This window comes from Sphingopyxis sp. Root1497, assembly GCF_001427085.1.
Taxonomy (GTDB): Bacteria; Pseudomonadota; Alphaproteobacteria; order Sphingomonadales; family Sphingomonadaceae; genus Sphingopyxis.
Genome location: NZ_LMGF01000004.1, coordinates 194,272 through 220,792, shown reverse-complemented (window position 1 = coordinate 220,792; position 26,521 = coordinate 194,272). Strand labels below are relative to the sequence as shown.

The window sequence follows — 26,521 nt, the reverse complement described above, 5'->3', positions numbered from 1 at the left end:
GCAAATTCGCATTTGCATCGCGGCCCCGGTCGGCGCAGACGGCATGTTCGATTTATCCGGAGAGACGCATGTCCGCCAATATCGCCGAAATGGAACGCCGCCGCGCCGCTGCCGCTTTGGGCGGTGGGCAGAAGCGCATCGATGCGCAGCACAGCAAGGGCAAGCTGACCGCGCGCGAGCGGCTCGACGTGCTGCTCGACCATGGCTCGTTCGAAGAGCTCGACACCTATGTCGAACATAATTGCACCGATTTCGGCATGGAAAATCAGAAGATTCCGGGCGACGGCGTCGTCACCGGCAGCGGCACGATCAACGGTCGCCTCGTCTATGTGTTCAGCCAGGACTTCACGGTTTTCGGCGGCGCGCTGTCCGAGCGTCACGCCGAGAAGATCATGAAAGTCATGGACAATGCGATGAAGGTCGGCGCGCCGGTGATCGGCCTGAACGACAGCGGCGGCGCGCGCATCCAGGAGGGCGTCGCGTCGCTCGGCGGCTATGCCGAGGTGTTCCAGCGCAACGTGCTGGCGTCGGGTGTGGTGCCGCAGATCAGCCTGATCATGGGCCCGTGCGCGGGCGGTGCGGTTTACAGCCCGGCGATGACCGACTTCATCTTCATGGTGAAGGACAGCAGTTATATGTTCGTCACCGGCCCTGACGTGGTCAAGACGGTGACCAACGAGGTGGTGACGCAGGAGGAACTGGGCGGCGCGATCACCCACACGACCAAAAGCTCGGTCGCTGATATCGCGTTCGAGAATGACATCGAGGCGCTGCTCGCGACGCGCGACTTCTTCGACTACCTGCCCGAAAACAACCGCAGCGGGGTGCCCGAGCGCCCGACCGACGACCCGTGGGACCGCGCCGAGCCGAGCCTCGACACGCTGATCCCGCCCAATGCGAACCAGCCCTACGACATGCACGAACTGATCCGCAAAACCGTCGACGAGGGCGATTTCTTCGAGGTGCAGCCGGCGCATGCGGGCAACATCCTCTGCGGCTTCGGGCGCATCGAGGGACGCACGATCGGCATCGTCGCGAACCAGCCGATGGTGCTCGCGGGGGTGCTCGACATCAATTCGTCGAAGAAGGCGGCGCGTTTCGTGCGCTTCTGCGACGCGTTCGAAATCCCGATCATCACCTTCGTCGACGTGCCCGGCTTCCTGCCCGGCACCGCGCAGGAATATAATGGCATCATCAAGCATGGCGCGAAGCTGCTGTTCGCCTACGCCGAGGCGACTGTGCCCAAGATCACGGTCATCACGCGCAAGGCCTATGGCGGCGCCTATGACGTGATGGCGTCGAAGCATCTGCGCGGCGATCTGAATTATGCCTGGCCGACCGCCGAGATCGCGGTGATGGGCGCGAAGGGCGCGGTCGAGATCATCTTCCGCAGCGACATCGGCGACCCCGAGAAGATCGCACAGCGCACGAAAGAATATGAGGACCGCTTCGCCAACCCCTTCGTCGCGGCGTCGCGGGGGTATATCGACGAGGTGATCCATCCGCATAATACGCGCAAAAGGATCGCGCTGGGGCTGCGCAAGCTGCGGAACAAGCAGTTGGAGAATCCGTGGAAGAAGCATGACAATATTCCGCTGTGACTATGGATTGGCTCGCTGCGATTGCGCTTCTGGTCTTTGCAATCTTCTGGTTCTGGCAGGGCGCCAGAGCTTTTAGGACGCGCCAAGCATGGAACCGACGGGACATGCGATGGGAGAATGTCCCGCATGGATCGCGCAGCTATTGGGTCGATGTTGTATTTTGCGCCTTGATGGGTTCGCTCGTTTCCGTCGGCGCCGTTGTGGCAGTAATGAGGATTTGATTTGAAACTTGGCCGCCCCAACCAATTCCTCCCCGGAACGGGGAGGGGGACCGTTCGCGAAGCGAATGGTGGAGGGGGCTGGCGTCCTGACGCGGCGTTGCGCAAGGACGCGAACCCACTCCGTCAGCGCTTCGCGCTGCCACCTCCCCGCAAGCGGGGAGGAATTGACTTTCTTGTCGCCGCTATCGCATGCCTCGTCGCGCCCAACGCAATCGCCCAGGATACCGCGGACCAATGGGAGCGCGGCAGCGACCCGGTCACCGTCACCAGCGGGCTGCATCACGTCGCCAGCGACACCTATATCACCTGCTCGCCGCAGGGCGGTTTTGTCCGGGTATCGGTCGCGGCGACGCGCGACCACCCTGTGACGCTGTCCTCGGGCGCGATCGAGGCGCGTGTTTTCGAAGGCACGCTGACCGATGGTCGCATCCATGGCTTCACCAACGCCGACGATCCGCTTTACGCGGCGGTGATCGCCAATCGCGAGTTGACCATCGACGGCAAGAGCTTGGGTTTTTCCGACAAGGATTTCCGCTATTTCTCGTTGCTGATGCGGTCTTGCAAGGTGCCTTCATGACGTTGAAATTCGCTCTCCCCATGCTGGCGCTCGCGCTGGTCGCTCCGACCACCGGACAGGCGGCGGACAAGGCTTTCCCGATCCAGCTCGCCGACGAGGCGACCCCCGATCTTGCCGAAGCCTTTGTCGAGGCGTTCGAGACTCCGATGGCCTCGTCGAGCGACCTCGACGCGGTGCGGGTGATCGACGAGCGGAGCTATCATTTCCGCCCCGTGGCGATGCACAAGATCGGCGACCATTTGTGGGCGCTGCTCAGCACCGGCAGTCTGGAGGATGCGGGGCATAGCGACGGCGGCATCAACGCGGTCCATTATCTGCGCGATGCCGAGGGCGGCTGGCAGCGGGTCGGCGAATGGCTCGATTTGGGCGCGGTCGGTACCGTCGGCAATGCCGCGACGGCCTGGGCCTTCAGCGATGCTATCGGCAAGAACCCCTATCTCGTCACCTCAGGCGGCGGAGTGTGGCAGGGCTGCGCGATCAGCACCGCGACGCTGACCGAACTGGCGCCGGGTGGCCCGGTCGACCGGGCGGGCTTCACCGACGCGATGAGTTCGGGCGCGGGGACCGGGCAGGTGGACGGCCAATATGACGGCAGGATCGTCGCCGCCGAACCCGACAACAGCTTTACCGTCGGTTACACCGGCACGCGGTCGTTCACGCAGCGCTATGTGCTGAAGGACGGAAAATATGCGCTGGTCGGCACCGACCAGGTTCCGGGTTGCTGAGTCGGCGTGATGGAATGGCTCTGGGCCGCCATCTCGGTCTGCTGGACCATCGGCGCATGGGTCGTCGCGCGCGCGGTCTGGGCGATGGCGCAGAGTTGGAGCGCGAGCGGCATGGTCGATAGCGGGTTGGCCGGCGGCCTGTCGCGCGACGCCAACCCCGTCGGCTTTGCGGTGGCACGCGGCGCCGCGTTGCTGGTCGCGGGACTGGCGTTGCTTTTCGTCGCGATCGGGATCGCGATCACCTTGGGATGGATATCGAGGGCTTTATGAAACTGGGACGTTTGAACCATATTGGCGTTGCGACGCCGTCGATCGCCGATAGCATCGTCTTTTACCGCGACGTGATGGGCGCGACGAAGATCCATGCGCCTTTCGACCTGCCCGAGCAGGGGGTGAAGGTGTGCTTCGTCGACACACCCGGCGCCGACGGGGCGCTCAACGGCACCCAGATCGAGCTGGTCGAGCCGCTGCCCGGCAATACCTCGATCGCGGGCTTCCTCGAGAAGAACCCGGCGGGCGGGCAGCATCATATGTGCTACGAAGTCCTCGATATTCATGCGGCCAAGGCGGAATTCGAGGCGCTGGGCAAGCGCGTGCTCGGCGAGCCGCGTATCGGTGCGCATGGGACGCTGATTTTCTTCCTGCACCCCAAGGATATGGGCGGGGTGCTGACCGAGATCATGGAGACGCCGAAGGGCGATCATTGAGATTCATCACATCGTCACCCCGGACTTGATCCGGGGTCCCGCTGATCGACGTCGCAAAGCGGGATGCCGGATCAAGTCCGGCATGACGAAAAGAGAGTAGAGATACGCATATGACCGACAAACCAACGCTCGACCAATGGGCCGCCGCGGCGACCAAGGAAGTCAAAGGCAAGGACCTCACCTGGCACACCCCCGAGGGGATTGACGTCAAGCCGCTTTACACGGCGGAAGACGTGACGGTCGATCCGGGCATCCCCGGCTTCGCGCCCTTCACGCGCGGCGTGCGCGCGTCGATGTATGCGGGGCGGCCGTGGACGATCCGGCAATATGCGGGCTTTTCGACCGCCGAGGAATCGAACGCCTTCTATCGCCGCAACCTCGCGGCGGGGCAGAAAGGCCTGTCGGTCGCTTTCGACCTTGCGACCCACCGCGGCTATGACAGCGACCATCCGCGCGTTACCGGCGACGTCGGCAAGGCGGGGGTCGCGATCGACAGCGTCGAGGATATGAAAATCCTGTTCGACGGCATTCCGCTCGACCAGATGTCGGTTTCGATGACGATGAACGGCGCGGTGATCCCGATCCTCGCCTTCTTCATCGTCGCGGGCGAAGAGCAGGGGGTCGACCGCAAATTGCTCGACGGCACGATCCAGAACGACATCCTCAAGGAGTTCATGGTCCGCAACACCTATATCTACCCGCCCGAACCGAGCATGCGGATCATCAGCGACATCTTCGGTTACACGTCGCGCGAGATGCCCAAGTTCAACAGCATCTCGATCTCGGGCTATCATATGCAGGAAGCCGGCGCGACGCAGGTGCAGGAGCTGGCCTTCACCATCGCCGACGGCATGGAATATGTGAAATATGGCGTCGCCTCTGGGCTCGACATCGACAAGTTCGCCGGGCGGCTGAGCTTCTTTTTCGCGATCGGCATGAATTTCTTCATGGAAATCGCCAAGCTGCGCGCGGCGCGGGTGTTGTGGCACCGCGCGATGACCACACTTGGCGCGCAGGACGAGCGGTCGAAGATGCTGCGCACGCATTGCCAGACCTCGGGCGTGTCGCTCACCGAACAGGATCCCTATAACAATGTGATGCGCACGACGATCGAGGCGATGGCGGCGATGCTCGGCGGCACCCAGTCGCTGCACACGAACGCGCTCGACGAGGCGATCGCGCTGCCGACCGATTTCTCGGCGCGTATCGCGCGCAACACCCAGATCGTCATCCAGGAAGAGACCGGGATGACCAAGGTCGTCGACCCGCTCGGCGGCAGTTATTATGTCGAAGCGCTGACCCAGCAACTCGTCGATGCGGCGCAGGAAATCATCGACCGCGTCCAGTCCGAAGGCGGCATGGCGAAGGCGGTCGCGGCGGGCTGGCCCAAGGCGATGATCGAGACCGCGGCGGCATCGCGGCAGGCGCGGGTCGATCGCGGCGACGATGTGATCGTGGGCGTGAACAAATATCGCCTCAAGGACGAAGACCTGCTCGAAACGCTCGAGGTCGATAACGCCAAGGTGCGCGAGGGCCAGATCGCGCGGATCAACAAGACCAAGGCGAACCGCGACGAAGCGGTGTGCCAGGCGGCGCTGAAAGCCTTGCGCGACGGCGCGGCGGGGCAGTCGAGCATCGAGAACAACCTCCTCGCGCTCGCGGTCGAGGCGGCGCGCGCCCGCGCGACGCTCGGCGAAATCTCGTCGGCGATGGAGGAAAGCTTCGAGCGTTACGGCACCCAGCCGACCCCGGTGAAGGGCGTCTATGCCGCGCCCTATGAGGGCGACGCGCGTTGGCAGCAGGTGCTCGACGGCGTCGCGGCGGTCGAACGCCGCATGGGACGCAAACCGAAACTGCTCGTCGCGAAGATGGGGCAGGACGGGCACGACCGCGGCGCGAACATCATCGCCTCGGCCTTCGGCGACATGGGCTTCGACGTCGTGTCGGGGCCGCTGTTCCAGACCCCTGAGGAAACCGTCGTGCTGGCGCTCGACAGCGGCGTCGACGTCGTCGGCGCGTCGAGCCTCGCCGCCGGGCACAAGACGCTCATCCCCGAACTGATCGGCAAGCTGCGCGAAGCGGGCCGCACCGACATCAAGGTGATCGCGGGCGGCGTCATCCCGCCGCAGGATTACGACTATCTGCGCGACGCCGGGGTGCAGGGGATTTACGGTCCCGGATCGAACGTCGTCGAATGCGCGGCCGATGTGCTGCGCCTGCTCGGCCACAATATGCCGCCGCTGGAGGATGCCGCATGACCGGACAGAAGCCCGAAACGCTGTCGGTCCATGCGGGGACCGCTCCCGATCCGACGACCAAGGCGCGGATTACCCCGATCTATCAGACCGCATCCTATGTCTTCGACGACGTCGATCATGCGGCGCGCCTGTTCAACCTGCAGGAATTCGGGAATATCTACACCCGGATCATGAACCCGACGAACGGCGCGCTGGAAGGCAAGATCGCCGCGCTCGAAGGCGGGCAGGCGGCGTTGGCGGTGGCGTCGGGGCATGCCGCGCAATTCCTGGCGTTTCACACGCTGATGGAGCCGGGCTGCGAGATCGTCGCGGCCAAGAAACTCTATGGCGGGTCGCTCAACCAGCTCGGCCAGAGCTTTCGCAAGATGGCCTGGCACACACAGTTCGTCGATGCCGACGATGCGGGCAATGTCGCCGCGGCGATCAGCGACAAGACACGCGCGGTGTTCATCGAAAGCCTCGCCAATCCGGGCGGCGTCGTGCAGGACATCGAGGCGATCGCCAAGGTCGCGCATGATGCCGGGGTGCCGCTGATCGTCGACAACACGATGGCGACGCCGATCCTGTGCCGCCCGATCGAGCATGGCGCCGACATCGTCGTCCATTCGACCACCAAATTCCTCAACGGCCATGGCAATGCCATCGGCGGGGTGATCGTCGACGCGGGGTCTTTCGACTGGGCGAAGGGCGGCAAATATCCGACGCTGAGCGAACCCAATGCGTCGTATCACGGGCTCAAGTTCACCGAGGCGTTCGGCAATCTCGCCTTCATCCTCGCCGCGCGCACGCTGGGCCTGCGCGACCTGGGGCCCGCGCTCGCGCCGATGAACGCCTTCCTCGCGCTGACCGGCATGGAGACGCTGGCGCTGCGGATGGACCGGCATTGCAGCAATGCGATCGCGCTCGCCAAATGGCTGCAGGCGCATCCGGCGGTGAGCTGGGTGTCCTATGCGGGGCTTCGCGAAAGCCCGTATCACGAACTGGCGCACAAATATCTCGGCGGCCGCGCCGGATCGGTTTTCACCTTCGGGCTCAAGGGCGGATATGATGCCGGGATCCGGCTGGTGTCGTCGGTCAAGCTGTTCAGCCACCTCGCCAATCTTGGCGATACGCGCTCGCTGATCATCCACCCCGCATCGACCACGCACAGCCAATTGGACGCCGACGAACTGGCACAGGCGGGGGCCGGCCCCGACGTCGTGCGCGTGTCGGTGGGCATCGAGCATATCGACGACATCATCGCCGACCTGGCGCAGGCATTGGAGACTATCGCGTGACTGAGAGCCGTACCGACTGGACCCGCGAGGAAATCGCCGAGCTGTTCGACCTGCCGTTCGACGAGCTGATGTGGGAGGCGCAGGGCGTCCACCGCCGCCATCATGCGCGTGGGCAGGTGCAGCTGTGCACCTTGCTCAGCATCAAGACCGGCGGCTGCGTCGAGGATTGCGGCTATTGCTCGCAGTCGAAGCATGCCGACAGCGGGCTGAAGGCGACCAAGCTGATGGACGTGCGCGCGGTGCTGCAGGCGGCGGCGCAGGCGAAGGATGCCGGGTCGCAGCGCTTCTGCATGGGCGCCGCCTGGCGCAACCCCAAGGACCGCGACATGCCCGCGATCGTCGAGATGATCGAGGGAGTGCGCCAGATGGGCATGGAAACCTGCATGACGCTCGGCATGCTCAACAAGGAGCAGGCGCAGACGCTCGCGGTCGCGGGGCTCGACTATTATAACCATAATGTCGACACGAGCCCGGAGAATTACGAGAATATCATCTCGACGCGCACCTTTCAGGACCGGCTCGACACGCTCGAAGAGGTCCGCAATGCGGGCATCAACGTCTGTTCGGGCGGGATCGTCGGCATGGGCGAAACGCGCGCCGACCGCGTCGGCTTCATCCACGCGCTCGCGACGCTGCCGCGCCATCCCGAAAGCGTGCCGGTCAACGCGCTGGTGCCGGTGAAGGGCACCGTGCTGGGCGACATGCTGGCCGACACCCCGCTGGCGCAGATCGACGAGATCGAGTTCGTCCGCACCGTCGCGGTCGCGCGCATCACCATGCCGCTGAGCATGGTCCGCCTGTCGGCGGGGCGCGAGAGCATGACGGAAGCGACGCAGGCTTTGTGCTTCATGGCGGGCGCGAACAGCATCTTCACCGGCGACAAATTGCTCACCACCGCGAACGCGGGAGACAGCAAGGACGCGGCGCTGTTCGCGAAGCTGGGCATCGTGCCGATGGTGAGCGAAGAGCCGATGCGGATGGAAGCGGCGGAATAGTGACCAGCAAGCCGCTCCTTGCTGTTTTGACCTCGGTGCTGTTGCTGCCTGCGTCCTGCGCGTGCGGCTATAGCGCGAACCGGATGCAGGGGGTGCGGATGGGGTCCGAGGGCGGCGCGGCGTCGCCCTTGTGGGCCGAGAATTTGCTGTGGATCGGCGCGCTGGCGCTGATCCTGGTGTGGGCACGGCAGGTCTCGAAAATCTATCGGACCGAGCCGGTCGCGAAGGAGACGGGCGAATGATGCTGATGTCGTTGATGCTGCTCGTCGCCGCGGCGCAGGGCCCCGAGGTCGACTGCGAGAACCCGCAATATCAGGTCGAGATGAATTTCTGCGCGGGCAAGGATTATGACGCCGCCGACGCCGCGCTCAACGCGCAATATAAGCTGACCGTCGCGGCGCTGAAGCTGCGCGACAACGATATCGACCGCAGTTACGACAGTCAGCCGTCGCATTACGACACGCTGCTCGCGGCGCAGCGGGCGTGGATCACTTATCGCGACCAGCATTGCCTCTCCGAAAGCTTCGCCGCACGCGGCGGGAGCATGGCGCCGATGCTGCACAGCGGCTGCATGGCGCGGCTGACCAAAGAACGTACCGAACAACTCAAGGCACTTGTCGAGGAATATTGATGTTCAAGAAAATCCTGATCGCCAACCGCGGCGAAATCGCCTGCCGCGTCATCAAGACCGCGCGCCGCATGGGCATCGCCACCGTCGCCGTCTATTCGGACGCCGATGCGCGCGCGCCGTTTGTGCAGATGGCCGACGAGGCCGTGCATATCGGCGCGTCGCCGGCGTCCGAATCCTATCTGATCGCCGACAAGATCATCGCCGCGTGCAAGGAAACCGGCGCCGAGGCGGTGCACCCCGGTTACGGCTTCCTGTCCGAGCGCACCAGCTTCGCCGAGGCGCTGGCGAAGGAAGACATCGCTTTCGTCGGCCCGCCGGTGAACGCGATCGCCGCGATGGGCGACAAGATCGAGTCGAAAAAGCTTGCGCTCGCGGCGGGGGTCAATGTCGTCCCCGGCTTCGTCGGCGAGATCGACGACACCGAACATGCGGTGCGCATCGCGAACGAAATCGGCTATCCGGTGATGATGAAGGCCTCGGCGGGCGGCGGCGGCAAGGGCATGCGCCTCGCCTATGACGAAAAGGACGTCCGCGAAGGCTTTGAGGCGACCAAGCGCGAGGGGCTCAACAGCTTCGGCGACGACCGCGTCTTCATCGAGAAGTTCATTCTCAACCCGCGCCATATCGAGATCCAGATCCTGGGCGACCAGCATGGCAACACGCTCTACCTCAACGAGCGCGAGTGCAGCATCCAGCGCCGTCACCAGAAGGTCGTCGAGGAAGCGCCTTCGCCCTTCGTCACGCCGAAGATGCGGAAAGCGATGGGCGAGCAGTGCGTCGCGCTCGCCAAGGCGGTCGGCTATTATAGCGCGGGCACGGTCGAACTGATCGTTAGCGGCGCCGACCCGACGGGCGAGAGCTTCTATTTCCTCGAAATGAACACGCGGCTTCAGGTCGAGCATCCGGTGACCGAGGCGATCACCGGTATCGACCTGGTCGAGCAGATGATCCGCGTCGCTTACGGAGAAAAGCTCGACCTGAAACAGGAAGACGTCAAGCTTGACGGCTGGGCGATCGAGAACCGCGTCTACGCCGAGGATCCCTATCGCGGCTTCCTGCCCTCGACCGGGCGGCTCGTGCGCTATCGCACCCCGGTTCCGGCGTGGGAAGGCGACGAGCGCGGCGAGGACGGCGTGCGCGTCGATGCGGGGGTCGAGGAGGGCGGCGAGGTGTCGATCTTCTACGACCCGATGATCGCCAAGCTGATCACCTGGGGCAAGACGCGCGACGAGGCCGCGGACCTGCAGGTCGCGGCGCTCGACCGGTTCGAACTCGAAGGGCTCGGCCACAATATCGACTTCCTGTCGGCGATCATGCAGCATCCGCGCTTCCGCTCGGGCGAACTGACCACCGGCTTCATCGCCGAGGAATATCCCGAGGGCTTCCACGGCGCCGACACCGACGCCGATGTGACGCGCGCGCTGGCGGCGATCGCGGGCTTCATGGCCAGCGCCGAAGCCGACCGCGCGCGGCGCACCGACGGCCAACTCGGCGACCGGCTGAACCCGCCGGCCAAATGGCAGGTGACGATCGACGGCACCCCGCACAAGGTCAAGGTCGGCGAAAAACACATCAAGGTCGACGGCGACAAGGTCGATATCGCGCTCGAATATACGCCGGGCGACAAGCTCGTCGTCGCCGATATCGACGACAGCGAACTGGCGGTGAAGGTCGCGAAGACGCGCACCGGCTGGCGCATGACGACGCGCGGGCGCATCCACAATGTCCGCGTCCTGCCCTGGCACATCGCGCCGCTGACCGCGCATATGATCGAAAAGGTGCCGCCCGACCTGTCGAAGTTCCTGATCTGCCCGATGCCCGGCCTGCTTGTCGCGCTGCATGTGGGTGAGGGCGACAAGGTCGAAGCCGGCCAGCCGCTCGCGACGGTCGAAGCGATGAAGATGGAGAACATCCTGCGCGCCGAAAAGACCGGCACGGTGAAAACCGTCAACGCGGCGCAGGGCGACAGCCTGGCCGTCGACGCGGTGATTTTGGAGATGGAATAGCGCTCCCGCATTTCGTCATTGCGAGGAGCGAAGCGACCAAGCAATCCACAGTGGGCGCAAACCGCTCTGGATTGCTTCGCTTCGCTCGCAATGACGGAATTGGACAATGCACCTGAATCACGACAACCACACGCCCGCCGCCCCCTCGATCACCTTCGACGATTTCCTGAAGGTCGATATCCGCATCGGCACGATCGTCGAGGCCGAACTCTTTCCCGAAGCGCGCAAACCCGCCTTCAAGCTGAAGATCGATTTCGGCCCCGCGATCGGCGTGAAGAAAAGCAGCGCGCAGATCGTCGACCGTTATTCGCTGGACGAATTGGTCGGGCGGCAGGTCGCAGCCGTGGTCAACTTCCCGCCGCGCCAGATCGGCAAGTTCATGTCCGAAGTGCTGACGCTCGGCTTCGCCGACGAGGAAGGCGCGGTGATCCTGTTCGCGCCGGATCGGGTGGTGCCCAACGGATCGCGGCTGTTCTGATCGCGCTACCCGAAATACCGTCATTGCCAGCGTAGCGAAGCAATCCAGAGTAGCGTAAACCGCTCTGGATTGCTTCGCTGCGCTCGCAATGACGAGCTTTGGGACGCGGGGCAGGGGGAGAAACGATCATGACTTTACCGGTAACCGCCTTTGTGGCCGCCGTCTGCGCGCTGCTTTTGCTCGCGACCGCGATCGACACGGTGCGCCAGCGGCTGCGCGTACAGGCCGCCTTTGGCGATCATGGCGACGCGAAGCTGATCAGCGCGAGCCGCAGCCACGGTAATCTCGCGGAATATGCGCCGATCACAATCATCCTGCTCGGCCTGCTCGAAAGTGCGCGGGCCAATCATATGGCGCTGATGGTCATCGGCGCGATCTTCCTGATCGGCCGCGTCGCGCATATCGCGGGGCTTTATGCGAAGATTGAGCCGGGCAAGGCACCGATCCCGCGCCAGATCGGCGTCGTCGCGACCTTCGGGACGTTGCTGGCGTTGGGCGGTTGGACGCTGTGGATGCTGGCGACGGTGAATTTGGTATGAAGAGGTGGACAGTACTCGCTGTGCTTGCGCTAGCTGCCTGTGGCAAGGAGGTGCCTCAGAACGCAATGCAGCACGACGTATTGGCGTTCGACGAACGTAAGCCGGTAATTGCCGGCCCACTGAGCTGCAAATTCAAAACCGCAAGGTTTTGCAACGCAGAGGGATGCGCGGATGGTCCCAATGCCGTCTGGGCAACTTGGTACCCCGATAGCGGTATCTATCGGCGTTGTGATGCCAAAGGGTGCGATAGCTACCAGCCGGTCAAAGCCGTGTCTGGCGAGTACCTCGTGCTGAGCTATCCTCCCGGAGGCTTAGTTGCCAAAATATCTTCGCGTGGAGAAATTCTGGAAGTCACCACGTCCATGACTACCGCGTTTGTCAAGCATGGAGAGTGTGTCGCCGCCCATAGCTAGCGTTATTCCACCAACGCCACCGCCCTTATCCACCCTGCGCTGGCGCGTTCGATCTTCACCGGGAAGCAGCTTAGCGTCCAGCCGGTCGGCGGCAGCGCCGCGAGGTTGGTGAGTTTCTCGATCTGGTAATAGGGCTGGATGCGCCCCGCCTTGTGACCCTCCCAGATGATCTTCGGGTCGCGCGTTTCGGCCCAGCGCCTTGCGGTGTGGCTGAACGGCGCGTCCCAGCTCCACGCGTCGGTGCCGACGACCTGTACGCCGCGTTCGGTCAGGTAGAGCGTCGCTTCCTCGCCCATGCCGCAGCCCTGATCGGTGAAATTGTCGGTGCCATAGATGGCGCCCGACTGGACGAGCACGATGTCGAAGGGCTGAAGGCTATGCCCGATGCGCGTCAGTTCGGCTTCGACCTCGGCGGCGTTCACGACATGGCCCGCGGGGCGGTCCGAAAAATCGAGCTTCACCCCGGGGCGGAAGAAGAGGTCGAGCGGCGCCTCGTCGATGCTCGGCGCCGGCGTGGCGCCGCGGTCGGTGGTCGAATGGAAATGCCAGGGCGCGTCCATATGGGTGCCGTTGTGCGTGCTCAATGTCAGGCTCTCGACCGCCCAGCCTTCGCCATCGGGCAGGTCTTCCTGCGTCAGGCCCGGGAAGAACATCGCGATCTGCTGCCACGTGTTTTCGTGGGTCATGTAGGTGATGTGCGGGCGCATCACCGGGGGGTCGGAGACGACGTCGTTGGTGATCGGGATCGAAAGGTCGATGAACTGGGTCATGCGGCGCAGTCTGCCACCGGTTTGACGCTACGCCAAGAAGGCTTGCGCAGCGCTCGCGCCCGACTAGACGTAGCAAACCGTTCGTGTCGAGCGAAGTCGAGACACGTTGGCGTCGCGCATGCCCTCCAGGCATCTCGACTTCGCTCGATGCGAACGGGAAGGGGAAAGGCCCGAGAGGCCAAAGGGAGAGCATATGACCGACGCAGCCGCTGTCGCCAGCCATGGCACAGCCTATACGCCGACCAAGAAGGATATCCGCATGGTCATCGCCGCCTCGTCGGCGGGGACGATCTTCGAATGGTATGATTTCTTCATATACGGCACGCTCGCGGCGATCATCGGCAAGGCCTTTTTCCCCAGCGACAATGCGACGCTCGAAATCCTGCTGGTCTGGGCGGGCTTCGCGGTCGGTTTCGGGTTTCGCCCGCTGGGCGCGGTGCTGTTCGGCTTTCTCGGCGACCGGCTGGGGCGCAAATATACCTTCCTCGTCACCGTCACGCTGATGGGCATCGCGACGGCGGGGGTCGGCATGATCCCGTCGGCGGCGACGATCGGCATCGCGGCGCCGATCATCGTCATCCTGCTCCGCGTACTCCAGGGGCTGGCGCTCGGCGGCGAATATGGCGGTGCCGCCGTGTATGTGGCCGAACATTCGCCGCCCGAACGGCGCGGTTTCTATACCAGCTTCATCCAGGCGAGCGTCGTCGGCGGCTTCGTGCTCAGCCTGATCGTCGTGCTCGGGTGCAAGGCGCTGATGTCCGACGCGGTGTGGGAAAGCTGGGGGTGGCGCGTGCCGTTCCTGCTGTCGCTGATCCTGCTCGCCATCTCGTTGTGGATGCGGCTCAAGCTGTCCGAAAGCCCGGTGTTCCAGGCGATGAAGGCCGAGGGCGAACTGGCGAAGAACCCGCTCAAGGAGAGCTTCACCTTTCCGGGCAACCCGCGCCGTATCTTCATCGCGCTGTTCGGCATCGCCGCTGGTCTGACGGTGATCTGGTACACCGCGATGTTCTCGGGCCTCGCCTTCCTGAAAGGCCCGATGAAGGTCGAGGACACCGCCGCCGAGATCATCGTCGGGTTTGCTGCGGCGCTCGGCATGGGCTTTTTCCTGTGGGCGGGGCATCTCTCCGACCGCATCGGGCGCAAGAAGCCGATCGTCTGGGGCTATGCCGCGACGCTGGTGCTGCTCTTCCCCTTGTTCTGGCTGATGGGCAGCGTCGGCAATCCCGCGCTGACCGCCGCGGCCGAAAAGGCGCCGGTGGTGGTCACCGGCTCGCAGTGCAGCTTCGACCCCTTCGCATCGAAACAGACGACCGCGTGCGGCAAGACGCTCGGCGAACTCACCAAGCTCGGCGTGCCGTACAAAGTGGTCAGCAGCGACAACGCCTTCGACACCGTCAAGGTTCACATCGGCGGGCGCGAGGTCGCGGGCGAGGACCCGGCGGTGCTGAAACCTGCGCTCGAGGCGATGGGTTACAATTTCGAGAAGCAGATCCCGGGGCCGCTCGGCATCGCGGTGATCCTGTTCGCGCTGCTTGGTCTCAGCGCCTTGTCGGGCTTCACCTATGGCCCGGTCGCGGCGCTGCTCTCGGAAATGTTCCCGCCGCACGTCCGCTATTCGTCGCTGTCGATCCCCTATCATCTGGGGACCGGCTATTTCGGCGGTTTCCTGCCGCTGATCGCCAGCTTCATCATCGCCAAGACCGGCGATGCCTATGCCGGGCTGTGGTACACCTGGGGCGTGGTGCTGGTGGCGTTCCTCGTCGCCGCCTTCATGCTCAAGGACCCGGTCGAGGGGCAGTGGGACAAGGTCGCACCGTCACCGGGGCAGCCCGCCTGAACAGCCATTGGCGCTGCCGCCAATCGCGGCTAGGGGCGAGAGGATGATCGACATCGCCCCGCCGCTCCGCCTCCGCCTCAATGCCGGCGCGCTCGTCGCCAACTGGCGCTGGCTGGCCGCGCAGGGCGGCGGCGCGGCGTGCGGCGCTGCGATCAAGGCGAACGGTTATGGTCTCGGGTCACGCGCCGTGATGCACCATCTCGCCGCCGCGGGCTGCCGCGACTTCTTCGTCGCGACCTGGGCCGAGGCGGCGGCGCTGATGCCGTTGCCCGCCGGGGTGGCGCTGTCGGTGCTTCACGGCGTCGGGGCGAGCGACATAGTCGCGGCGCGGGCCTTGCCGGTGCGTCCGGTGCTGAACAGTGTCGAACAGGTCGCACGCTGGCGCGCCGGCGGCGACGGGCGGCCGTGCGACGTCATGGTCGACACCGGCATGAGCCGCCTTGGGCTGCGCGTCGAAGAGGCGGTCGGCGGCGCGCTCGATGGCGTCGTCATCGAAACGCTGCTCAGCCATCTCGCCTCGGCCGATGAGGACAGCGGCCAGAATGCGCGCCAGCTCGCGGCGTTTCGCGCGCTTCGCGATGCGATACCCGCGCGGCGCTACAGCCTGGCGAACAGCGCGGGCATCTGCCTCGGTGTCGACTATGGCTTCGATCTGACGCGCCCCGGCCTCGCGCTCTATGGCGGCATCGCGCGCGCCGAAGCGGCGGGGCATATTCGCCAGGTGGTCTTTCCCGAAACGCGGGTGCTGCAGGTGCGCGATGTGCGCGCCGGCGAGACGGTCGGTTATGGCGCAGCTTGGACCGCGCCGCGCGAAGCCCGCATCGCGGTCGCCAATCTCGGCTATGCCGACGGCTATCTGCGCTGCCACGCGGGCAGCGGCGGAGCGACGTGGAACGGCCATGCCCTGCCGCTCGTCGGGCGGGTGTCGATGGACCTGACCGCCTTCGACGCGGATGGTGCCGGCGCGATCGGTGAGGGCGACTGGCTGGCGCTCGATTACGACCTGCCGGTCACCGCGGCGGCGACCGGGCTGTCGCAATATGAATTGCTGACCGGACTCGGCGCCCGGTTCGAGCGCATCTGGGGCTGAGACCCGCGCGGAGGCGTCGTCGCCCGGCCGCTTCCTTCGATCGCAGGCAAAGAAAAAGGCCGCCTTCCCGAAGGAAGGCGGCCCGTTTCCGTGGCCGAAGCCGACTGGCTTACCAGCTGGCGCGGACGCCGGCGTAGAAGTAGCGGCCGAACGTGTCGTACGGATCGCCACCGGCGGTGCCGAGCAGGCTGAACGGCGGCTTCTTGTCGAAAGCATTATCGATGCCGACGTAGAAATTGAACTTCTTGTCGATTTCCAGGTTGGCCCGGAAATTGTGATAGAAGGCGTCGGGGTGATAGACTTTCGGGTTGGCGTCGGCGTTGAGCGGCGGCAGTTTGACAACCGTACCTGCGGTGCAGGTTCCGCCGCCCGGGATCTGTCCGTTGGCCGGGCAGGCGCCGAGATAGCTGTTCTGCGTTTCGTAAGTCGCGATCGTCTGTTTGCCGAGATAACGAACAGTCCAAGCGATATCGAGTTCGCCGAAATCGTAGTTGACGCTGGCGTTCGCGGCCCAACGCGGGTCGCCCAGTTCGCTCATCTGACGGTTCGGGACAATCGGGTTCAGAATGTTCGTGTAGTTGTCGAGGCGCAGCAGATGGGTCGCGATGGCGCGGAACGACACGCGATGACCATTATCGAACGTCCGGCGATACTGGACGTCGAAGTCGATGCCCTCGGTCTTCTGCGCCGCGAAGTTCACACCACCGACCTGGGCCGCGAAATCGGCGAACAGACCGGTCGCCGGATCACGCGGATATAGACCCGTCGGATCGGCCCCGGTGACCGAACAGAACGGGTTCGAGGCATAGGGCGACGCATCGTCGAAGCAAAGCGACAGCAGGTTCGCGAGGCTCGGCGCCGCGATCAGGCTGTCGACCTTGATCTTGTAATAATCGACCGTGAAGTTGAAACCGGGCAGGAAGCTCGGTTCGAACACCGCACCCAGCGTCAGGCTCTTGCCCTTTTCGACGTTAAGCGCCGAGTTGCCACCCGAGGTGAAGCTCGTGCTGAACGACCGCGCGAGGCAGTTCACCCAGGGACCGTCCAACACCGGTGCCGAAGCCGTGCCGGTGCAAGCCGCGACGACAGCGGCATTGGCCTTCGTCGGGACACCTGCTGCGGCGCAGTTGGCTGCCCGGTTCGGGTTGTTGTTGATGTTGATGCTGTCGCAGGGATCGCCGACCTGGGCAAAATTCTGCGACTGCGGTGAGAAGAGATCGCTCTGCGTCGGTGCACGCACCGACCGTGCATAAGCTGCGCGGAAGCGAACGTCGGGGATCGGGGCCCACAGCGCCTGGAAGTTATACGCCCAGACGGTGCCCGCCGAGGAGTTATAGTCCGAAACGCGTGCTGCAGCACCGAGCGTGAGTTCTTCGGCAAAGGGCATGTTGGCGAGCAGCGGGATGCTGATTTCACCAAAGGCTTCCTTGACCGTCAGCTTCGGCGGCGCGAACGGCTGGATGGCATTCAGGAAGGTGCCGCCGAAGGCCGTCAGTTCGTCATAGGCCGATTCCGCGGTTTCTTCGCGATACTCGGCGCCGAGAGCGAAGCCGATCGGACCGCCGGGCAGTTCGAACAGCTGCGAAAGGTCACCGTTGACGCTGGCCAGCGCAACGAACTGCTCGGCCTTTTCCTTGCGCAGCGACGTCGTGTTGACGAAGTCAAGCGCAGCCTGGGTCGGAGCGCCGGTGCCGAAGACGTTGATCGGAACGCAGTCCGGACGGGTGACGGTCACCTGGTTGACGCGGCAGACGACCTGGCCGCTGGCGTTGCGCACCGCGTCGATGGCGAGCAAGAAGCCGTCCGGATTGCCGTTCAGGTCGAACAGCTTCAGGTTGTTGAGCGACTTCATGCTGGTTTCGAGACGGCCGTAGTTGAACGACAGTTCGTAGTTCCAGTCGTCGTTGAACGTGCCTTCGACACCGCCGACGATACGATAGGTCTCACGACGATGCTGTTCGCCGCGACCGCCAAAGTCGGTGTTGAAACGCGACATGGTGAAGGTGCGGGTGGGGTCGAAGCGACGAGTGCCGGTGACAGGATCGACGAAGATCACGGTCGATCCCGCAGGCGCGGCGGGGTCCGGATTGGCCACGCGAAAGGCGCAAGAGGATGCGACGTTGGTCAGCATCGAACGGCTATGCGCATTCAGGAAAGCGTTATCGCAGCTGAAGTTGCTGCCGCCGCCGAAGAAGCCCGGGATGCTGCCCTGGAAGAAGCTCGGCTGACCTTCCTGCAAGGCGTCGACGCGAACATATTTCGCTTCGACGAAGGGGCGGAACGCATCGCTGACGTCATAATGCGCGAGCAGGTTGACCGCATAGCGCTTCAGCCCGGCCGCAAGCTGACCGGTGTTGTTCAGCGTCGAACCTTGACCGCCCAACCAGTTGCCCGAGCCGACACCGATGAACGAGTTGGTCGGATCGACACTGTCGATGAACAGGTTGCCGTCGGCGCCGAAACGCAGCGCGCTGTTGTTGCTGAGCAGGCCGATGGTGCCGCCGTCGCTGATCGAGGCACTTTTGACCCCGCACAGTGCGGTGGTGTCGGAAATCCCGTCACCCGCCGCCGGTTCACCGGTGGTGTTGTCGGTCAACTGATACTGGCACCGGCCCGAGTAGGCGCCGGTCAGATAGTCGCGGTCGCGGAAATAGAGCGGGCTGGCTTCGGCATATTCGGCCGACACGGCCACGTTGCCGCGGCCGTCGGCGAAATTCTTGCCCCAGGTGCCGCTGATGAACAGGTTGCCGCGGTCGCCGCGCGACGAGATGCCGCCCTGCGCGCGCAGGTTGATACCGTCGAAGTTGCGCTTGGTGATGAAGTTGACGACGCCGGCGACGGCGTCCGAACCGTAAATGGCGGAATTGCCGCCGGTCACGACATCGACGCGTTCGAGCAGGTCGACCGGAATGGTGTTGACGTCGACCAGATAGTCGCCCGGAATCGCAGTGATGTGACGCTTGCCGTTGACCAGCACCAGCGTGCGGGCGGTGCCGAGGCCGCGAAGGTCGAGGACGTTCAGGCCGGCGGTGCCGATGAAGCGGGTCGAGTTGCCCTGGCTGAAGGTCGAGCGCAGCGACGGAAGGTCGTTCAGCGCGTCGCCGAGCGAGACGTCGCCGGTGTCGGTCAGTTCGCTGACGTCGACCGAGGTCAGCGGAACCGACGATTCGAGCGTCGGGCGGGCAATGCGCGAGCCGGTGACGACGATGGCGCGTTCTTTATTCTCATCCGAATCGCAAACGCCATTCTCGTTGGCGTCGACGCAATCCGCGGTGCTCTGTGCGAGGACAGGCTGGCTCACGGACATTGCTACTGCAAAGGCAGCAGCACCCATAAGCAGGTGCGACTTGTTCATTTGGTAACTCCCCGGTTGCCCGTTCAAAAATAGAGATGAACGGATTGACAGCTAGAAAGCCGGAAAACGGAAAGCACACAAGCCCTTGGGGAAAAATTTATGACCGCTTCGCCGCATCGGTATGACATTGTGTCATTTTCGCAACAGTGGCCAAGACCTGTGCCGAAAAACCGTCGAATAATAAGCTTGTTGCAGCGCGACATGAAGCGGCCGACCTTGGTGCCTTGGAGCGATAATTATGTCGCGATGACAGTTTCCGTTGAAACTATGTTGCTTTAATGGCAGTGCGGCCGCGGCCCCTGCCTGTCAGGCCTTCTCGTTCGGGGGAAGGCGATCCGGTGGATTGAGACAGTGTCGCGACGGCGCCGAAGCGAATCGCCGCCGCCGCGCCGCCTCATGTTGCGATGCATCATAGATTGGTGCTAATGCCCGTAACTCACTATTCAAAAGCCCGGAGCGGCGGGGTCGCCTTTGCCACCGGATCAGGGAGCAGCATCACCATGGCGAAGTCCAAGGCGTCCGCCGATGGCGACACGGTCATCATCAAGAAATATGCGAACCGGCGCCTCTATGACACCGAACGCAGCTGCTATATCACGCTCGAAGATCTCGGCACGATGGTGCGCGACGGCCGCGAATTCCGCGTCCTCGATGCCAAGAGCGGCGACGACATCACGCACAATGTGCTCACGCAAATCATCATGGACGAGGAAACGCGCGGCGAGACGCTGTTGCCGGTCAATTTCCTGCGACACCTGATCGGTATGTACGGCGACAAAATGCAGTCGATGGTGCCACAATATCTCGAAGCCTCGATGACCGCGTTCCGGAAGAACCAGCAGGACGTACGCTCGGCGCTCGAAGGGGCGCTCGGCGCCAACCCGCTCGCCGAGCTGACGCGCCGCAACATGGAGATGTTCCAGCAGGCGGCGGGCGCCTTCATTCCGGGCGCGGGGGGCAGCAAGGCTAAGGACGCCGAAATCGCGGCGCTCAAGGCCGAAATCGCCGAACTCAAGGCGGAACTCGCCAACAAAAAATGACAAGAAGGGCTTCTCCCGCCCTCAACGACGGAAAAAACGAATATCATGGTCAAACATGCGCTCAGCGTAACCCGGCAGGCCGACTTTGCGGCCTGGTATCAGGATGTCATTGCCGAAGCCGATCTTGCCGAGGAATCGGGCGTCCGCGGCTGTATGGTCATCAAGCCGTGGGGCTATGGCATGTGGGAACGCATCCAGACTGTGATGGACGCCCGCATCAAGGATGCCGGGGTCCAGAATTGCTATTTCCCCTTGTTCATTCCTTTGGGCTTCTTTGAAAAGGAAGCCGACCATGTCGATGGTTTTGCGAAAGAAATGGCGGTTGTCACCCACCATCGCCTGATCGCCAACGACAAGGGCAAGCTGGTCCCCGATCCCGAAGCGAAGCTCGAAGAGCCGCTGATCGTCCGCCCGACCTCGGAGACGGTGATCGGCGCCGCGATGAGCCGCTGGGTGCAGAGCTGGCGCGACCTGCCGCTCAAGGTCAACCAATGGGCCAATGTCGTGCGCTGGGAAATGCGCACGCGCATGTTCCTGCGCACCAGCGAATTCCTGTGGCAGGAAGGCCATACCGCGCACGCCGACAAGGCCGACGCGATGGCCGAGACGCTGCGCGCGCTCGAAATGTACCGCGCCTTCGCCGAGGATGTGCTGGCGATGCCCGTCGTCGCGGGCGAAAAGCCGGAGAATGAGCGCTTTCCGGGCGCCGTCGCGACCTATTCGATCGAGGCGATGATGCAGGACGGCAAGGCGTTGCAGGCTGGCACCTCGCATTATCTGGGCACCGGTTTCGCCGAAGCCGCGGGCATCCGTTATCAGGACAAGGATGGCGGCCACAGCCTGTGCCACACGACGAGCTGGGGCACGTCGACGCGGATGATCGGCGGCGTCATCATGACGCATGGCGACGATGACGGCCTGCGCTGCCCGCCGCGCATCGCGCCGCATCAGATCGTCATTGTGCCGATGCTGCGCGACAATGAGGAAGACGCCGCGATCCTCGATTATTGCCGTGGTATCGAGGCGAGCCTCAAGGCGCTCGACGCCTTTCGCGAACCCGTGCGCGTCCATCTCGACGCCGGCGCCAACAAGGCGCAGACCAAGCGCTGGGGCTGGGTCAAGAAGGGCGCGCCGATCATCCTCGAAATCGGCCCGCGCGACGTCGCCGGCGGCAATGTCGCGGTGATCCGCCGCGACCGATTGTACAAGGACGACGGCAAGCTGAACACCGCGTTCGTCGGCAAGGACGAATTCGCCGCCGGCGCGGTCGCGATGCTTGAGGAAATCCAGGCGAACCTCTACGCCGAGGCCAAGGCTCGACTCGACGGCAATATTCGCCGCGATGTCACCGATTTGAAAGCGCATTTTGCCGGCGAAGACAAATTTGTCGGCTGGGCCGAAGTCCAATGGTCGCGCCCGACCGGCGTCGCGCTCGACAAGATCGTCGAGCAGTTGAAGGCGCTCAAGCTGACGATGCGCAACACCCCGCTCGACGCCGCACCCGCCGACGGCGCCTGCTTCTTCACCGGCGAACCCGCGGTCGAACGCGTGCTGATAGGACGGACCTATTGAATTTTTTCACGCGAAGACGCGAAGACGCGAAGAGGCCGTGTCTACCGCGAAGCGGCATTTTCTTTCCGCCGCTGCGCCATGTCGCACCGCTTGACAAGGGAAGGGGCCTATCGGCCCTAACGGTCTTCTTCGCGCCTTCGCGTCTTCGCGTGAATCAATGGAACGGCCTGTGATGAAAAAGCCCAAGCCTCAGCCCGGACTCCCCACGCCCGACCAGATCCTCCGTTTCATCGAAACGAGCAGCGGTCCGGTCGGCAAGCGCGAGATCGCCAAGCATTTCGCGCTCCACGGCAATGACAAGATCGCGCTGAAGGCGCTGCTCAAGGACATGACCGACGAGGGGCTCGTCGATCTGGCGGCGGGGCGTTCGTTCCACAAGCACGGCGGATTGCCGCGCGTCACCGTGCTGCGCGTCACCTCGATCGACGGCAGCACCGTCTGGGCCGTCCCCGAGCATTGGGAAGCCGCCGGCCCGGCGCCGCGCCTCCGCGTGATGGAGCAGGGGCGCAAAGGGGCGCTCGGCGTCGGCGACCGCATCCTCGCGCGCACCGAGGAACGTGGCAGCGGCCATGTCGCGCACCCGATGAAGAAATTGCAGGCGGGCGGCGAGACGGTGATCGGCGTCCTCGTCGAGGATATGGGCCCCGGCGGTAAGCCGATTCTGTGGCTGCGCCCCGCCGACAAGCGCGCGCGCTACGACTTCGCGATCGCCGACAAGGGCGATGCCAATGTCGGCGATCTGGTGCGCGCCGAACTGAGCGGGCGCGGACCGGCGATCAAGGCGAAAGTCGTCGAGCGCCTCGGCGATCCGTTCGCGCCGCGCGCGCTGAGCATGATCGCGATCGCGCGCCACGAAATCCCGCATGTCTTCGGCACGGAAACCCTCGCCGAGGCCGAAATCGCGGCCAAGCTGCCGCTAACCCCCGACGGGCGCGAGGATCTGCGCGACCTGCCGATCGTCGCGATCGACCCGATCGACGCGCGCGACCATGACGACGCCGTCTGGGCCGCGCCCGACGAGGATGCGGCCAACAAGGGCGGGTTTCGCGCGATCGTCGCGATTGCCGATGTCAGCTTCTATGTCCGCCCCGACGGCGCGCTCGACCGCGAGGCGCGGCGGCGCGGCAACAGCGTCTATTTCCCCGACCAGGTCGTGCCGATGCTGCCCGAAACGCTGTCGGCGGGCGTGTGCTCGCTGAAAGCCGGGCAGGATCGTGCGGCGATGGCGTGCCATCTCGTCATCGACAAACATGGCAAGGTGACGTCATGGCGCTTCACCCGCGCGCTGGTGCGGCTGCGCGCGAACATCGCCTATGAACATGCGCAGACGGCCTATGATGCCGATACGGCGCGTGACGATTGGGACGCCGACGTGCTGCCGGGGCTGCGCAACCTCTGGGCCTGCTGGAAATTGCTGGCGACCGCGCGCGCCGCCCGCGCGCCGCTCGACCTCGACCTGCCCGAACGCCAGGTCATCCTCGACGAAAAGGGCGGCATCGCCGAAATTCGCGTCCGCGACCGGCTCGATTCGATGCGGCTGATCGAGGATTATATGATCGCGGCGAACGTAGCGGCGGCGAAGGCGCTCGAGGCGAAAAAATCGCCGGTGATGTACCGCATCCACGAACCGCCGAGCCGCGAAAAGCTCGTCAGCCTCAAGGATTATCTCGAAACCTTCGAACAGAGTTTCGCGCTAGGGCAGGTGATCACCCCCGCGGTGTTCAACCGCCTGATCGACGGTTTCTCCGAGGACGACCGGCTGCCCGAGATCATGCAGGCGATCCTGCGCAGCCAGACGCAGGCCTATTATGGCCCCGCCAACGCCGGCCACTTCGGCCTCGCGCTCGGCAGCTACGCGCATTTCACCTCGCCGATCCGGCGTTACGCCGATCTGATCGTCCACCGCGCGCTGGTCGACAGCTACAAGCTCGAAGTGCCGGGCAAACCCAAGGGCCTGCCCGAGCGCACCGGACTCGGCGAGGCCGACGCTAAGGGATTGTCGCGCATCGGCGAGGCGATCAGCGCGCTCGAACGCCGCGCGATGGAGGCCGAACGCGAGACGATCGACCGCTATGTCGCGGCCTATCTGTCGAGCCGGAAGGGTGAGATCGTCCAGGCGCGGATCACCGGGGTGCAGCCCTTCGGCTTCTTCGCGACGGTCGACGGACTCGGCGGCGACGGGCTGGTGCCGGTGTCGACATTGGGCAGCGAGCGCTTCTTCTACGACGAGGCGGCGCGCAGCCTGGACAGCGAGCATGGGCGGGTGAGCTTCACCACCGGCCAGCGGCTCGATCTGCGGCTGGTCGATGCCAATCCGGTCAGCGGCGCGCTGCGCTTCGAACTGCCCGACGCGCCCGAAGGCGGTTTCCGGGGCCGCCCACCGCGCCGCGACGGGTTGAAGGATAAGGCGGGCAAGCATGTCGTCGGCAAGCGCGGACGCCCGGCGAATATCAAGCATAAGGGGCGGCGGCGCTAAATCTCCCTCGTCATTGCGAGGAGCCGAAGGCGACGCGGCAATCCAGAGTGGCGTAACCCGCCATGGATTGCTTCGCTTTGCTCGCAATAACGAGGTTCAAGATTTCCCCGCCAACCGCTGCAACAACCCCGCACTCTCCGCATCCGCTGGAAAGAACGCCTCGATCGCCAGTTCCGACAGCGTGATATCGACCGGCGTCCCGAAGATCGTCACCGTCGACACGAAGGAAATCCGTCCCGCGATCGTGTCGAGGATCAGCGGCACCGCGATGCCGCTCACCGGGCCGCCGTCATTGTCGTTCGCCTGGCGGTCATAACCCGCCAGTTCCTCGCGCAGCGCGATCAGCCCGGCATCGGCGCTGGCCTCGATCTGCAGGTCGATCCGGTGCAGGATATGCGCGCGCCACGCGCCGAAATTGACGATCTGCGGCGCCAGCCCGTCGGGATGCAGCGCTATCCGCAGCACGTTGACCGGCGGGACGAGCAGGGCAGGGGACACCTGCTCGATCAGGATCGCGATCGCATCATTCGCCGCGACCATGTTCCAGTGGCGGTCGACCGCGAGCGCCGGATAGGGTTCATGCCCCTTCAACACATGGTCGACGATCGCACGCATTCCCGCCATTTCGGCGCTGTCGAGCGCGCGCTCCTGATAATCGGGCGCGTAACCCGCCGCGAGCAGCATGGCGTTGCGCGCGCGGTGCGGCAGCTCCAGGCAATCGGCGATCCGGCCGAGCATCGCGGCGCTCGGTTTCGACCGCCCGGTCTCGATAAAGCTCAGGTGGCGGGTCGAAATCTCGCTGTCGAGCGCGAGGTCCATCTGGCTCATCCGGCGCCGCGTGCGCCATTCGCGCAGCTGTTCGCCCAGCGGTGCAACCTGCATTGATCTTCTCCTTCGCTGCGGGAGCTATACCTCCATCTTCCGCAATTCCATTACCTCGGGCGTAATCGACCGGCGCTGTTTCGCGGCATAATTGGGCTGGGTTCGAAAGGAGAAACCCAATGTCCTATTTCAATCTCAAAAATGTCCTGATCATCGACGCCATCACCTGCACGGGGCTGTTCGTGCTGGGCGTCTTTGCGACCGCGACGGTTGCGGCACTTCTCGGCCTCCCCTCCGAAGTCGTGACCGTCGCGGGATGGATCGGGCTGCCGAGCGCCTTGCTGATGCTGTTCGTCGCCACGCAGAAGGCGCCGAGCAAGGGGCTCGCGAACCTGATCGCGGTCGGCAATATCGGCTGGGTCGCCGCGAGCTTCGGCGTCCTCGCGGTGTTCGCCGGCCAGATGACATGGATCGGCATCGCGGTCGTCGTGGTGCAGGCGCTGGTCGTGCTCGATCTGGCTTTCTTCGAAGCGAAGGGCGCCGCCGCCCTGCCGCGCCTCGCGACCGTCTAGCTCAACGCATCGAGCCGGCTGATATCGATCCCGCCGGGCACCAGCATCACCGGGCAGGGGAGGGTTCCCGCATCCTGTCCGGTGAAATGCGCGACCAGCGGCCCCGGCGCGCCGCTCGCCGCCGTCGCCAGCACCAGCGCCGCAACCTCGTCATTCTCGGCGATCACCTGGCACACGACCTCGGCGGGTTTGCCCGACTTGACCATGATCTGCGGCGTGACATTGGCTTCCTGCGCGACCGTGTCGGCCGCCGCCGCCACCAGCGCCTCGGCATGTTCGCGCGCCTCGGCCTCGATCGTCGCCTGCACCCCGCCGAACGCGACGAAGTCCTGTGGCGGGATGATCGCCAGCACCATCACGCCGCCCCCCGTTCGTGCCGCGCGCCGCGCCGCGAAGCGCAGCGCGAGGCTGGCCTCGGGACTGTCGTCGATCACCACCAGATAAGTCCGCATCGCCCCGACCCCCGCTATGCTTTTTATGAGGGGAGAGTGCGTCACATTCGTATGAAAGGCAAGTTTGACCCGATGGACCTTGACCCCGGCTCCGCTTATGGAGAGGT

23 protein-coding genes are annotated in these 26,521 nt (G+C 64.4%); 19 read left to right on the top strand and 4 right to left on the bottom strand.

Translation table 11 applies throughout. The features are described from left to right. The first annotated feature begins 68 nt into the window (after positions 1 to 68). The 13 genes from ASD67_RS12605 to ASD67_RS12545 all read left to right on the top strand — a co-directional run bounded on the left by ASD67_RS12605 (position 69) and on the right by ASD67_RS12545 (position 12,015). The gene (locus ASD67_RS12605; RefSeq protein WP_056347708.1) at positions 69 to 1,601 is read left to right on the top strand and encodes an acyl-CoA carboxylase subunit beta; all 1,533 of its coding nucleotides are present in this window, start codon (positions 69 to 71) and stop codon (positions 1,599 to 1,601) included. 318 nt (positions 1,602 to 1,919) lie between these two features. Next, positions 1,920 to 2,399: a hypothetical protein gene (locus ASD67_RS12600; protein ID WP_056347707.1), complete on the top strand. Its 480-nt coding sequence runs from the start codon at positions 1,920 to 1,922 to the stop codon at positions 2,397 to 2,399. Further along, the gene (locus tag ASD67_RS12595) at positions 2,396 to 3,124 is read left to right on the top strand and encodes a hypothetical protein (RefSeq protein ID WP_056347705.1); all 729 of its coding nucleotides are present in this window, start codon (positions 2,396 to 2,398) and stop codon (positions 3,122 to 3,124) included. Before ASD67_RS12600 ends, ASD67_RS12595 begins: the two co-directional genes overlap by 4 nt. Before the next feature lie 9 nt (positions 3,125 to 3,133). Further along, on the top strand, positions 3,134 to 3,394 hold the full coding sequence (locus ASD67_RS12590; RefSeq protein ID WP_056347704.1) for a hypothetical protein: 261 nt from the start codon (positions 3,134 to 3,136) through the stop codon (positions 3,392 to 3,394). Next, on the top strand, positions 3,391 to 3,831 hold the full coding sequence (gene mce / locus ASD67_RS12585) for a methylmalonyl-CoA epimerase (RefSeq protein ID WP_056347702.1): 441 nt from the start codon (positions 3,391 to 3,393) through the stop codon (positions 3,829 to 3,831). Before ASD67_RS12590 ends, mce begins: the two co-directional genes overlap by 4 nt. A gap of 110 nt (positions 3,832 to 3,941) precedes the next feature. Continuing rightward, the gene (scpA, locus tag ASD67_RS12580) at positions 3,942 to 6,089 is read left to right on the top strand and encodes a methylmalonyl-CoA mutase (protein ID WP_056347700.1); all 2,148 of its coding nucleotides are present in this window, start codon (positions 3,942 to 3,944) and stop codon (positions 6,087 to 6,089) included. Beyond that, positions 6,086 to 7,366: an O-acetylhomoserine aminocarboxypropyltransferase gene (locus ASD67_RS12575; protein ID WP_056347698.1), complete on the top strand. Its 1,281-nt coding sequence runs from the start codon at positions 6,086 to 6,088 to the stop codon at positions 7,364 to 7,366. The genes scpA and ASD67_RS12575 overlap by 4 nt, the downstream gene beginning before the upstream one ends. Beyond that, positions 7,363 to 8,361: a biotin synthase BioB gene (bioB, locus tag ASD67_RS12570; protein WP_200938023.1), complete on the top strand. Its 999-nt coding sequence runs from the start codon at positions 7,363 to 7,365 to the stop codon at positions 8,359 to 8,361. Before ASD67_RS12575 ends, bioB begins: the two co-directional genes overlap by 4 nt. Then, positions 8,361 to 8,603 (top strand): hypothetical protein, encoded by a 243-nt coding sequence (locus tag ASD67_RS12565; RefSeq protein ID WP_056347694.1) that lies wholly within the window; start codon positions 8,361 to 8,363, stop codon positions 8,601 to 8,603. The genes bioB and ASD67_RS12565 overlap by 1 nt, the downstream gene beginning before the upstream one ends. After that, positions 8,600 to 8,992: a lysozyme inhibitor LprI family protein gene (locus tag ASD67_RS12560; RefSeq protein ID WP_056347692.1), complete on the top strand. Its 393-nt coding sequence runs from the start codon at positions 8,600 to 8,602 to the stop codon at positions 8,990 to 8,992. Before ASD67_RS12565 ends, ASD67_RS12560 begins: the two co-directional genes overlap by 4 nt. Next, positions 8,992 to 10,998, top strand: coding sequence for an acetyl-CoA carboxylase biotin carboxylase subunit (locus tag ASD67_RS12555; protein WP_056347690.1), 2,007 nt, complete (start codon positions 8,992 to 8,994; stop codon positions 10,996 to 10,998). The genes ASD67_RS12560 and ASD67_RS12555 overlap by 1 nt, the downstream gene beginning before the upstream one ends. 106 nt (positions 10,999 to 11,104) lie before the next feature. Further along, positions 11,105 to 11,476, top strand: a complete 372-nt coding sequence (locus ASD67_RS12550) for a tRNA-binding protein (protein WP_056347688.1) — start codon at positions 11,105 to 11,107, stop codon at positions 11,474 to 11,476. A gap of 128 nt (positions 11,477 to 11,604) precedes the next feature. Continuing rightward, positions 11,605 to 12,015 (top strand): MAPEG family protein, encoded by a 411-nt coding sequence (locus tag ASD67_RS12545; protein ID WP_082545042.1) that lies wholly within the window; start codon positions 11,605 to 11,607, stop codon positions 12,013 to 12,015. Between the two features lie 415 nt (positions 12,016 to 12,430). Here ASD67_RS12545 and ASD67_RS12540 read toward each other — a convergent pair whose 3' ends face one another. Then, positions 12,431 to 13,198, bottom strand: a complete 768-nt coding sequence (locus ASD67_RS12540) for a cyclase family protein (RefSeq protein WP_056347684.1) — start codon at positions 13,196 to 13,198, stop codon at positions 12,431 to 12,433. A 193-nt stretch (positions 13,199 to 13,391) separates the two neighbouring features. On the opposite strand from ASD67_RS12540, the gene ASD67_RS12535 reads away from it, so the two are divergent. Both ASD67_RS12535 and ASD67_RS12530 read left to right on the top strand, forming a co-directional pair. Continuing rightward, on the top strand, positions 13,392 to 15,035 hold the full coding sequence (locus ASD67_RS12535) for an MFS transporter (protein ID WP_056347682.1): 1,644 nt from the start codon (positions 13,392 to 13,394) through the stop codon (positions 15,033 to 15,035). A 43-nt stretch (positions 15,036 to 15,078) separates the two neighbouring features. Then, complete coding sequence (locus ASD67_RS12530) at positions 15,079 to 16,125, top strand: alanine racemase (RefSeq protein WP_056347680.1); 1,047 nt, start codon at positions 15,079 to 15,081, stop codon at positions 16,123 to 16,125. 109 nt (positions 16,126 to 16,234) lie between these two features. Here ASD67_RS12530 and ASD67_RS12525 read toward each other — a convergent pair whose 3' ends face one another. Next, on the bottom strand, positions 16,235 to 19,426 hold the full coding sequence (locus ASD67_RS12525) for a TonB-dependent receptor domain-containing protein (RefSeq protein WP_162248579.1): 3,192 nt from the start codon (positions 19,424 to 19,426) through the stop codon (positions 16,235 to 16,237). Between the two features lie 554 nt (positions 19,427 to 19,980). On the opposite strand from ASD67_RS12525, the gene phaR reads away from it, so the two are divergent. The 3 genes from phaR to ASD67_RS12510 all read left to right on the top strand — a co-directional run bounded on the left by phaR (position 19,981) and on the right by ASD67_RS12510 (position 24,568). Further along, a complete protein-coding gene (gene phaR, locus ASD67_RS12520) occupies positions 19,981 to 20,520 on the top strand; it encodes a polyhydroxyalkanoate synthesis repressor PhaR (RefSeq protein WP_056347676.1) in 540 nt (179 codons plus the stop codon). Between the two features lie 45 nt (positions 20,521 to 20,565). Continuing rightward, on the top strand, positions 20,566 to 22,092 hold the full coding sequence (gene proS, locus ASD67_RS12515; RefSeq protein ID WP_056347674.1) for a proline--tRNA ligase: 1,527 nt from the start codon (positions 20,566 to 20,568) through the stop codon (positions 22,090 to 22,092). 172 nt (positions 22,093 to 22,264) lie between these two features. Continuing rightward, on the top strand, positions 22,265 to 24,568 hold the full coding sequence (locus ASD67_RS12510; protein WP_056347672.1) for a ribonuclease R family protein: 2,304 nt from the start codon (positions 22,265 to 22,267) through the stop codon (positions 24,566 to 24,568). Positions 24,569 to 24,664: 96 nt separating this feature from the next. Here the strand turns inward: ASD67_RS12510 and ASD67_RS12505 are convergent, their stop codons facing one another. After that, positions 24,665 to 25,450 (bottom strand): helix-turn-helix domain-containing protein, encoded by a 786-nt coding sequence (locus tag ASD67_RS12505; RefSeq protein ID WP_056347670.1) that lies wholly within the window; start codon positions 25,448 to 25,450, stop codon positions 24,665 to 24,667. 119 nt (positions 25,451 to 25,569) lie between these two features. On the opposite strand from ASD67_RS12505, the gene ASD67_RS12500 reads away from it, so the two are divergent. Next, complete coding sequence (locus ASD67_RS12500; RefSeq protein WP_056347668.1) at positions 25,570 to 25,962, top strand: hypothetical protein; 393 nt, start codon at positions 25,570 to 25,572, stop codon at positions 25,960 to 25,962. Here the strand turns inward: ASD67_RS12500 and ASD67_RS12495 are convergent. Continuing rightward, entirely contained in the window at positions 25,959 to 26,414 is a 456-nt protein-coding gene (locus ASD67_RS12495; RefSeq protein ID WP_056347666.1) for a universal stress protein, read from the bottom strand. The two genes, ASD67_RS12500 and ASD67_RS12495, sit on opposite strands and share 4 nt — an antisense overlap. Positions 26,415 to 26,521 lie beyond the last annotated feature (107 nt).